8 protein-coding genes are annotated in these 7,768 nt (G+C 67.2%); 4 read left to right on the top strand and 4 right to left on the bottom strand.

The window, feature by feature from the left end; translation table 11 throughout:
* Positions 1-106 precede the first annotated feature (106 nt).
* A complete protein-coding gene (locus JHD80_RS19675; RefSeq protein WP_199090891.1) occupies positions 107-2,263 on the bottom strand; it encodes a S9 family peptidase in 2,157 nt (718 codons plus the stop codon).
* 328 nt (positions 2,264-2,591) lie between these two features.
* On the opposite strand from JHD80_RS19675, the gene JHD80_RS19680 reads away from it, so the two are divergent.
* The 3 genes from JHD80_RS19680 (at position 2,592) to JHD80_RS19690 (ending at position 4,372) form a co-directional block, all read left to right on the top strand.
* Positions 2,592-3,008 carry a Ros/MucR family transcriptional regulator gene (locus JHD80_RS19680; RefSeq protein WP_199090908.1) on the top strand — a complete coding sequence of 139 codons (417 nt, stop codon included), beginning with the start codon at positions 2,592-2,594 and terminating at the stop codon, positions 3,006-3,008.
* A gap of 198 nt (positions 3,009-3,206) precedes the next feature.
* A complete protein-coding gene (locus tag JHD80_RS19685; RefSeq protein ID WP_199090893.1) occupies positions 3,207-3,575 on the top strand; it encodes a helix-turn-helix domain-containing protein in 369 nt (122 codons plus the stop codon).
* On the top strand, positions 3,572-4,372 hold the full coding sequence (locus JHD80_RS19690; protein WP_199090895.1) for a DUF6456 domain-containing protein: 801 nt from the start codon (positions 3,572-3,574) through the stop codon (positions 4,370-4,372). Before JHD80_RS19685 ends, JHD80_RS19690 begins: the two co-directional genes overlap by 4 nt.
* Positions 4,373-4,378: 6 nt before the next feature.
* Here the strand turns inward: JHD80_RS19690 and JHD80_RS19695 are convergent, their stop codons facing one another.
* Positions 4,379-4,807: a SufE family protein gene (locus JHD80_RS19695; protein ID WP_199090897.1), complete on the bottom strand. Its 429-nt coding sequence runs from the start codon at positions 4,805-4,807 to the stop codon at positions 4,379-4,381.
* A gap of 40 nt (positions 4,808-4,847) precedes the next feature.
* The gene (locus JHD80_RS19700) at positions 4,848-5,117 is read right to left on the bottom strand and encodes a hypothetical protein (protein WP_199090899.1); all 270 of its coding nucleotides are present in this window, start codon (positions 5,115-5,117) and stop codon (positions 4,848-4,850) included.
* A 325-nt stretch (positions 5,118-5,442) separates the two neighbouring features.
* On the opposite strand from JHD80_RS19700, the gene JHD80_RS19705 reads away from it, so the two are divergent.
* Positions 5,443-7,251: a sensor histidine kinase gene (locus JHD80_RS19705; protein WP_199090901.1), complete on the top strand. Its 1,809-nt coding sequence runs from the start codon at positions 5,443-5,445 to the stop codon at positions 7,249-7,251.
* 223 nt (positions 7,252-7,474) lie between these two features.
* On the opposite strand, the gene JHD80_RS19710 is transcribed toward JHD80_RS19705, so the two are convergent.
* The coding region (locus JHD80_RS19710; RefSeq protein WP_199090903.1) for a hypothetical protein at positions 7,475-7,768 on the bottom strand (294 nt) is incomplete at its 5' end.

Below are 7,768 nucleotides of genomic sequence, written 5' to 3' on the forward strand. Positions count from 1 at the left end.
AAAAGCCGTCATTCTCGGGCTTGGCCCGAGAATCTCATGACGTTGAGGCTCATCAACCTCCTGCGGCCCGAGATGCTCGGGTCAAGCTCGAGCATGACGTGAGGGCTCAACTCCAGCCTTCGCCGACCGTATGGATGGCGAAGGCATAGGCCAGTGCCGTCTCCTTCAGCGAATCGAAGCGCCCGGCCGAGCCGGCATGCCCGGCTTCCATATTGGTGTGCAGCATCACCGGGCCGCCGCCGGTCATCGTCGCGCGCAAGCGGGCGACCCATTTCGCCGGCTCCCAATAGGTCACGCGCGGATCGGTCAGCCCGCCCATCGCGAGGATCGGCGGATAGGCCTGGGCCGTGACGTTGTCATAGGGCGAATAGCTGCGGATGGTCTCGAAGGCCCTGACGTCGCGGATGGGATCGCCCCATTCCGGCCATTCCGGCGGCGTCAGCGGCAGTGTGTCGTCCAGGATCGTGTTCAGCACGTCGACGAAGGGCACCTCCGCGACGATGCCTGCGAAAAGCTCCGGCGCCATGTTGGCGACCGCGCCCATCAGCATGCCGCCGGCGCTGCCGCCCTCGGCGACGATGCGTCCGCGCCGGGTGAAGCCGGCGTCGATCAGCGCCCCGGCGGCGGCGATGAAATCGGTGAAGGTATTGCGCTTGTTCTCGCGCTTGCCGTCGAGATACCAGCGCCAGCCCTTCTCTGTGCCCCCGCGCACATGCGCGATCGCATAGACGAAGCCGCGATCGACCAGGCTGATCGGCCGGGTCCGGAACGAGGCAGACATCGCCGATCCATAGGAGCCGTAGCCGTAGAGCAGGCAGGGCGCGCTGCCGTCGAGCTTGAGGTCGGCCCGGTGCAGGATCGAGATCGGCACGCGTGCGCCGTCCGCGGCCGTAGCGAAGATCCGGCGCACCTTGTAGCTCGCCGGTTCATGGCCCGAGGGGACTTCCTGCCGCTTCAGCAAGGTCCTTTCGCCGGTCGCGAGGTCGTAATCATAGGTTTCGGCCGGCCGCGCCATCGAGGCATAGATGAAGCGCAGCGTATCGGTCTCGAATTCGTAGCCCGCATCCATGCCGAGGCCATAGGCCTCCTCGTCGAAGGCGATGCTGCTTTCGGAGCCTGTGGCGAGATCGCGGATGACGATGCGCGGCAGCCCGTCCTCGCGCTCCAGCCGGATCAGGCGCCCCTTCAGGCAGACATGGTCGAGGATGAGCCGACCCTGCTTGTGCGCGACCAGATCGCGCCAGTTTGCCGGATCGGGAGCATCGACGGGCGCGGTGACGATCTTGAAGTCTTCGGCGCCCTCCGCATTGGTCAGGATCGCGAAGACATCGCCGTGATGCTCCAGGCTGTATTGGCGGCCGGGCTCGCGGCCTGCGACGAGCGCCGGCTTCGCCTCCGGCCGGTCGAGATCGAGGATGCGCGTCTCGGACGTCTCGTGATCCCCGATCGTGATCAGCAGGAAACGTCCGGACTGGGTCTTGTCGATATCGACGAACATCCCGGCATCGGCTTCGTCATGCAGCAATTCGTCCGTCTCGGCGGGCGTGCCGAGGCGATGGCGCTTCACCCGCGACGGGCGATGATCGTCATCGAGGGCGACGTAGAAGAAGGAGCGGGAATCCCGCGCCCAGATCATCTCGCCGGTCGTGTCCTTGACGAGGTCCGGCAGGTCGTCGCCGCTCGCCAGGTCCCGGACATGAATCGTGTGAAGCTCCGAGCCGGCCTCGTCGGCGCTCCAGGCGAGCAGGCGGTGATCCGGGCTATGGGCGGTATCGCCGAGATCGAAGAAATCCTTGTCCTCTGCCAGCGCATCGGCATCGAGCATGATCTCTTCGCCGGCCCGGCCCTTCCGGCCGGCGGCGTTGCGCGGCTTGCGGCAGATCAGCGGGTGCTCGGCGCCCTTGCGATAGCGCGAATAGTACAGGAACGGCCCGTCCGGCTGCGGGACGCTGGAATCGTCTTCCTTGATCCGGCCGCGCATCTCCTTGACCAGTTCCTTCTGCAGCGCCCGGGTCGGCGCCATCAATGCCTTGCAATAGGCATTCTCGGCTTCGAGATAGTCGCGGATATCGGCCGGCAGCACCTCGGGCTCGCGCAGCACGTCCTTCCAGTTCTCGGCGCGCAGCCAGCCATAATCGTCGCGCAAGGTGACGCCATGCACTTGCGTTTCCGTGGTCCGGATTTCGGCCCGCGGCGGCGACGGCGCCCGGCCGCGCTTGCGCGGCGCGGCGGTTGGATCGCGGCTGTCCTGATCTTGTCGCATTGCGGTCTCCGGCACTGGACGCCGACAGGTAGAGGCGGCGGCAACAGCTTGCAAGACGTTCGGAACCCTACGGCTTTGATTTTACCGCTCAGTGCAATGCAGCATCCTGATGATGAATTCTTGAGCTTTGAACGTCTCAATTGGTGTAGATCGCTGGCTTGCGCAACTAAACAGTATCGACTAAACGCATATCCCGATCAGTCCGCATATCCGATTCTGAGTCGATGGTGCTTGACCCACTATTGGTAATATTTATCAGCCTATCGGATGCGAGGCGGTGGACGATCAGCGCAGAACGCTATCAAGAACGACAAGGAGCGACATCGCCATGACAGAGAACGACGGGGCGGACTTCATTGAGCTGACGGCGGATATCGTTTCCGCCTATGTTTCCAACAATTCTGTGCCAGCATCCGACCTGCCGGCGCTGATCAGCGAAGTTCATTCGGCGCTCAGCCGTGTGATGGGTGGCGCTGCGCCGGTGGTGCAGGTCGAGGCTCCCAAGCCTGCCATTCCCGTGAAGAAGTCGATCACGGCCGATTACCTGATCTGCCTCGAGGACGGGAAGAAGTTCAAGTCGCTGAAGCGGCACCTGCGCACGCAGTACAACATGTCGCCCGAGCAGTATCGCGAGAAATGGGGCCTGCCGCCGGACTATCCGATGGTCGCGCCGAACTATGCCGAAGCGCGCTCTCAGCTTGCGAAGAAGATGGGCCTCGGCCAGCAGCGTCGCAAGCGTCGCTGAACGGACGGTCTTTTCGGCGCGCGATCGCCCCTTCTGGAAGCCGCCGATGACCTCGGCGGCTTTTTTCATGCGCGCTGCTCCCGGACAGGGGGCGGGGATAAATCCACCTCCGGGCTTGCCAGAGGCGATATAAGAATATAATCCTATCAAGCCTAGGTCCGCTGGAGGGGCGTGACCCGTTGCGAGTGGGAACGTATCATGAACATAGCAAGCGACCAATCACAAGTTGTCCTGCGCGCCACCGCTGAGGCGCGCCTGGCGGAGGTGGCCACCGCAGCCGCCGCCCGTATTCCGCTGGCCGGCCTGAGGGCGGCGAACCGGGGGCGGAAGCCGATCGCTCTGGCGCGCCAGACGGCGATGTATCTCGCCCATGTCGCCTTCGGCCTCAGCCTCACGCGCGTCGGCATTTGCTTCGGCCGGGATCGTACGACGGTTCGCCATGCCTGCGCGTTGATCGAGGATCGCCGTGACGATCCCCGGCTGGAATTCGGGCTGACGGCACTGGAGGCCGCGCTTCTGGCCGCGATGGCAAAGCTGGTCGACCATCCTGTGGAGGCCGGCCGATGACGATCGAGACCCAACGCAATGAACGCAGCCGTCTCCTGAAGCATCTTAGCGGGGCAGGGTGCTATGGCCTCGCTTCGCCGCTGGGCTGCGGGCGCATCGCGCTCTTCCGAACGGTGAACGGCACCAGCCTGGGAGCGGGCTATGTCTCGGCCAAAACCGTGAAGCAGCTGGAGATCGAGGAACGCGTCGCCTGGTCCAAGGACACGAAACAGCCCCGGCTCGGCCTCGTCTCCGCGTCGGCGAACGCATCCGCGCCTGTTGCGGAGAAGGCGCAATCGGAGCCGCGCGGCGAGGCTGCCCCTGCCATGGACGATCGGGAAAGCCCGCTGCTCTGGCTCTATCGCCGCCCGGGCAAGGATGGCAGGCCGCAGATCAGCAGCGAGGAATTCGCGGCCGGCGAGCGTTTTCGAGTGGACATCACGCTGGCGGGCATGTTGCCGCGCACGACGATGAACTGGGATGCGGCGCTGACGCCGGAACAGGCCGGAGCGGGGCCGCGCGACGTCGCGGGCTCGTCCGACACCGCGCTTGCGGCGCGTCAGCGTGTCAGGGTCGCCTGCGATCGCCTCGGGCCGGAGCTCTCGGGCCTGGCGATCGATATTTGCGGCTTTCTCAAGGGGCTCGACCTCGTCGAGAAGGAGCGCCGCTGGCCGCCACGCTCGGCCAAGGTCGTGCTGCGTGTCGCGCTTGCGGCGCTGGTGACGCATTACGGCCTGGATCGCCGCGGCAGGCCCACAGGGATGCGGAGCTGGCAGGCGGCGGATGCCCGGCCGAGCGAGTTCCCGATCGCGGGCTGAGTCCGTTCAGCCCGCCGCCGCGGTCTGGGCGTCGCGCTTGATCCGGTCGATCATGGCGCGCACCCCGTTCGAGCGTTGCGGCGTCAGATGGGCGGCGAGGCCGAGGCGCTCGTAGATGGCGAAGGCATCGGTCGCGAGGATCTCCGAAGCCTCCCGTCCCGAGAAGATCGCCAAGGCCAGCGCCACGAGCCCGCGCACGATATGGGCGTCGCTGTCGCCGATGAAATGCAGCCGGGTCTGCGGCCCGCCGCCGCCCTCGCGACGGGCGACGAGCCAGACCTGGCTGGCGCAGCCGCGCACCTTGTTGGCGTCGACATGATCCGCTTCGGGCAGGGGCTCGAGGCTCTTGCCGAGTTCGATGAGGTAGCGATAGCGATCGTCCCACTCGTCGAGCAGTTCGAAATTCGCGACGATGTCGTCGAGGCTGGTCGTCATGTCCGGCCTCTTCCCGCGATTGCGGGAGGGCGTCAAGCGTTCAGCGCTGCGCGGGCTGTTTGCCGACCACGGCCGTCGCTGCCGCGTGCAGGATGCGCTCGCGCAGGACCGGGTCCATGCCCGCCAGGATTTCGGCCGCTTCGCGCGCCGCCGTCAGGCTGCCGGCGGCGTTGCGCGTCTCGGTCCGGACGGTCTCGGCGACTTGCCGCACCGCCTGCGGCAGGTTCGCATCGGCCGGCTTGCCGCTATGGACCGGCGAGTTCACGGCGATCAGGCCGATGATCGCGATCTTGCGCAGCAGATAGGCCATGTCGGTCTCCGTCGTCGGTGCTGTCCTCTGCACCGTGAGAACACCCTAGACCGGGATCTCGAAAAATCGCGTGATTCCGAACGCTCAAATGCGAGTCGAATGCCGCGGGTGATCTTCAGCTTCCGTTCACCTTGCCGCGAACATGGCCGGAATCCGGGAAATCCCGCAGATTTTAGATAACTTCATGAAAAATATGCGGAAAACGCAGCACCTAATTCCTGACGCCCGTTCCATCGCCTGTCGCCTTAAGCCCCGCTTAAACCGGCCATGGCGAGATGCGCCAAGCGGATGGGGGTATCCGCGAGAGTAAGGCGTTGCGTACCGTATGGCGATGACAGCATTGAGGACACAGGCGGCGGCACTGGTGCATGCATCGGTGCAGTCCGACCCGACGGAAAGGCAGCGTCACGAGCGTTTCGTTCTGTCGCGCCTGCTCGTCGGCGGCGGCATGCTTGGCCTGGCTCCCGCTTATCTGGCCTGGCGCGGCGCGCCCGGCGCCTTCGAGGCGGCCATGATCGTCGCCGCCGCCTTGGCCGTCCTCTCGGTGGCGCTGGTCTCCCGCACCGGCCGCCTCGACGCGGCGCATGCGCTCTCCTCCGCCGCTCTCTCCCTCTTCATCGTTGCGCTGGCCGGCGCGACCGGCGGCCTGTCCTCGCCCTTGCTGCTCTGGCTGGCGGTCGTGCCGGTCGAGGCGGCCTTCTTCGGCTCGCGCGGCTATATGCTGCGCGCCGGCTGGATCGCCGTCGGGGCGCTCTTCGCCGCCATCGGATTGCAATGGCTCGGCCTGTTCGCCGAAGCGAGCTGGTGGACCGGCGAGGCGATGCCGCTCCTGGCCATGTCCGCGCTGGCCCAGGCTCTGGTCGTGACCGCGGTCCTGCTGCGCCGTCGCCATGCCGAGGAGCGCGAGCACCGCATCTCCGATGCGCGTTCGCAGCTCCTGCTCGATCACGTCGGCGATCTCGTTACCTGGCACGATGCCACCGGCGCGGTCGTCTTCGCCAATGCCGCGGCGCGGACGCTGGCCGGCGCCGATCCGCGCGAATTGCTCGGCCGCGGCCTGTTCGAGCGGGTCCATATCGCCGACCGGCCGCTTTTCCTGAAGGCGCTGAGCGATGCCGCCCATGGCGCCGAGGGCGTCACGGTCTCGTTCCGCACGCTCTTCGTGCCGCGCGACGGCGCGGGGGAGTCCCGCTTGCCGGTCTCGCTCTGGCTGGAGATGCAGGCCTGCCGCGTTGCCGGCGCCGCTGCCGCCGATGGTGCGGCCGTGGTCTGCGTCATGCGCGACGTCACCGAGCGCCGCGCCGCCGATGAGACCCGCGAGCGCGGCCATGCCGAGGCGCTGCGCGCCAACGACGTCAAGGGCCAGTTCCTGGCCACGGTGAGCCACGAACTGCGCACGCCGCTCAATGCGATCATCGGCTTTTCCGAGATGCTGAGCGCCGAGGACAATGGCTGGCTCGATCCGCAGAAGCGCCTGGAATATGCCCGCATCATCCATGCCTCCGGCCATCACCTGCTCGAGGTTGTGAATACGCTGCTCGACATCTCGAAGATCGAGAGCGGCGCGATGACCATCGAGCGCGAGCCGCTGGACCTCGCCGCGATGGCGCAGGATTGCTGCACGCTGATGGCGCTGCGGGCCGAGACCGGCGGCGTTTCGCTGGAGCGCGTCGTCGGCCCGGCCCTGGCGGCGATGGAGGGCGACCGGCGCGCGCTGAAGCAGGTCCTGCTCAACCTGCTCTCGAACGCCATCAAGTTCACGCCGGCCGGCGGGCGCGTGACATTGGCCGTCGTGCGCGACGGCGACACGATCGACCTCTCCGTCTCCGATACCGGCATCGGTATCGCCGCCGTCGATCTGCCCAAGCTGGGCGATCCCTTCTTCCAGGCCAAGGGCGCCTATGACCGGACCCATGAAGGCACCGGCCTCGGCCTTTCCGTGGTGCGCGGGCTCGTCGGCCTGCATGGTGGCCGCCTGACGATCGAGAGCGCGCCGGATGTCGGCACGCGCGTCTCGGTGCGTCTGCCGGTCGGCGGTGCGGGCGGCGTCGAGCAGCCTGCCAAGATCGTGACCTTCGCCCGGGCTCCGCGCCGGGGCCTGGATACCAAAGAACCTTTCCGCCTGACCGCCTGAAGACGAGCTGACCGATGTCCGTGACCATGGCCGCCCGCGCCCATTCCGGCGCTTCCCTCTCCGCACCGGTGCGCCGCGCTCAGGCTGCGCGCCGCAAGACGTCCTGGCTCGGCCGGGTCGTGCGCGTCGCCGGCAAGCGGCCGGGCCGGGCGCTCGTGATGCTGGCTTTCGGCGTCGTCTCGCTCGCCATCGTCGCCAATGCGCTGATGTTCCAGAAGGCGCGTCATCCGGCTCCGATGCTCTCGTCATCCACGCCGGTCTCGCAGCCCCGTGCGACCGCCGAGCGCCGCGCGGAGCCGGCGCCGGCTCCCGCCGCCGAGGCGCCCGCCCAGCCGATCCGCCCGCCGGCGCGCCCGAACGACCTTTCGCAGGCGCCGCAGGCCCGCGAGGCGCAGCCCCGGCCGCCCGCTTCAGTGCCGGCCCTGTCTCTTATACACATCTGACGCTGCCGACGATTAACCTTAAAAAAGGGGGGGGGGGGGGGGGGGGGGGGGGGGGGGGGGGGGGGGGGGGGGGG

Origin of the sequence: Allobosea sp. ASV33 (assembly GCF_016428755.1) — a bacterium.
Lineage (GTDB): Bacteria > Pseudomonadota > Alphaproteobacteria > Rhizobiales > Beijerinckiaceae > Allobosea.